This window comes from Olivibacter sp. XZL3 (assembly GCF_004368405.1).
GTDB lineage: Bacteria > Bacteroidota > Bacteroidia > Sphingobacteriales > Sphingobacteriaceae > Olivibacter.
In genome coordinates this window covers 1-2320 of the sequence record NZ_SBJH01000092.1, presented here as the reverse complement: position 1 = coordinate 2320, position 2320 = coordinate 1, and the positions used below count along the sequence as shown (strand labels likewise).

The following is a 2320-nucleotide window of genomic DNA, read 5'->3' as shown; positions in this document are numbered from 1 at the left end:
ATAATTAAATCTAACGTTTTTGATGAAAACACTCCTTAAGTTTTTAAAATATCGTGTCCACTTTTTGCTGACGATTTACATGTTCTGTCTAATACCGTTGCTGAACCTGTTTCTAAAAAAAGATTTCCAAAATTATAATTGTTCCAACCTCCATTGTCAAGAACAACTAAAACATTATCAAATTCAGCACCTTTTGTTTTATGTTGTGTCGAAAAAGGTGTTTGTCCTTCTAAATATTCATAAAGTTTTTGAAACTCACTAAACTTTACTTCTTTTACACGATTATACAAATACTCTTTTTTCTCCTTAAAATCAAGGAGCTTATCGTCAATTATACAAATCCCTCGTTCGTTAGCTTCGGTAATTATATCTTCAATAGTTTTATCTCCGACGTTTATAAGGCTTTCGATGTTTTCTTTAAGCTCTCTTTTCTTCGCAATACTTACTACCATAAAACGGTAATCCGTTGCTCTTAAAAATTCATTATATCGCTTGTTTTGGTAAAGAGAAATATTCGTTTGTATTTTAAACAAGTGCTTTATAAGATTATCTCGTTTTGAACCTTTCTTGCTTTCATCATTCTCATCTTGTTTTTTGTCGTCTATAAGAGCATCTTTGCTCAAGTACATCTTTCTTACTTCAGAGAATGGTCTATCTTTCAATTGGTTGTACAATTCCGCTTTTACAGGGTCAGCTAATAAAATATCCTTTTTTAGTTGCCTTTGCCTGTTTTTTAATTGAAACCTATCAACGACTGCATCAAATGTATCGTCTTCGTTTATTTCAATTTCGGGTCTGTTGTTCTTTTTATTGTATTTTATCTTTTCAAGAATTTCAGATTTCAATCCAAGTACAGGGTCATCATCATAAATATCCATAAGTGTTCTAAACCCTGCTTTGCCTGCTATCAAATTATGAGTAAGGTTCAGTTCCTTTGTTTCTTTTGAATTATTGAAATTCCAGCTATAATTTTCTTCCAAGAATTTTTCAACCTTGTTAATATCGCCATCATTAGAATGTAGAAACAGTACAGTACCTTGCTTTACTACGCCTTCAACCATATTGGGTGCATTAGGGTCGGTAGAAGGTTCTTGTGTAATACCGTCAGTCCGAAGTTTATTTGCCAAATTAATTACCAGTTGAGGGTTTCTTCTATTCTGTTTTTTGGGAATTTCATTTACAGCATCTACACCATCTCCTTTATATTCATCTAAATTTCCAATACCATCTTCGTAAATTGATTGCATTGCATCGCCAAAGAAACCAATAATATTTTTTCTTTCGCTTTTCTTAAAATGTGCAAGAAAGGTATCTACAACAGCCTTGTTAGTATCTTGGTATTCATCAATAAAAATGAACTTGTATTTATCCTTTACAATACTGCTAAGTTTGGGGTATTTCTCAAAAAGGTAGTTTGCAACTATGAGCAATTCATCGTGAGAAATTATTCCTTCACGCAATCGTACAAATTCTTTATACTGTATTCCGTCCGGTAAAATATCAAAATAGTTTTCAGGAATAGGATTTGCATCATCAATTGAAATTTTACCAACATCTTCATTGTTTGCTAATGAAATGATAGCCTCTTTAAGCTCCTTTTGAAAGTGTTTTATATTATCCCATAAGAAGTCGTGAATTGTAGATACATTTAGGTTCTTGTGATTTACTCTTTCTTCGATTTCCTTTACTGCCGCATTGGTATATGTCATACAAGCTACTTTTACTGTTGGGTTTTCAGCTATTACCTGTCGAATAACACTTACCAACGAATAAGTTTTACCACTTCCTGCACCACCACTTAACAGAAAATTTCTTCCCTCATCAATTGATTGAAAAATCCCCTGTACTTCGGGTTCTAAGTCTAATCTTGCTTCAACCATAATAAGCCGTTTTTAATATACGCAGGAATATTCCAATTACTAAAATCCTTATCGCTGTGATATAAAATATCCAATGCAAAATGAGTTTTCTTTTTTATACAAGAACCCGCTAAAATATAAGCATTACTTACACCATCATCGAACAATTTTCTGTTTTGTAACCCTTGAAATTCATCTTTCTTGCCGTTTACGAATACTCGGTTTATGTGGATAAAAGCATCCTCAAAACTCCGTGCGTGATAGGTGTCTTCTTCCTGCTGATAACATATACAAAGCGTAGAACTTCCAATTAGAATTGTTCTGTTTCCAACAGGCAGTGCTTTTAAAGCATCCCAAGTAACTTCTTTCAGAAAATGATTGATTGTAAATCGTCAGCAAAAAGTGGACACGATATTTTAAAAACTTAAGGAGTGTTTTCATCAAAAACGTTAGATTTAATT

1 protein-coding gene is annotated in these 2320 nt (G+C 32.7%); it reads right to left on the bottom strand.

The window, feature by feature from the left end:
• Positions 1-35: 35 nt before the first annotated feature.
• Positions 36-1880, bottom strand: a complete 1845-nt coding sequence (locus EPX21_RS18380; RefSeq protein ID WP_134091143.1) for a UvrD-helicase domain-containing protein — start codon at positions 1878-1880, stop codon at positions 36-38.
• Positions 1881-2320: the final 440 nt, after the last annotated feature.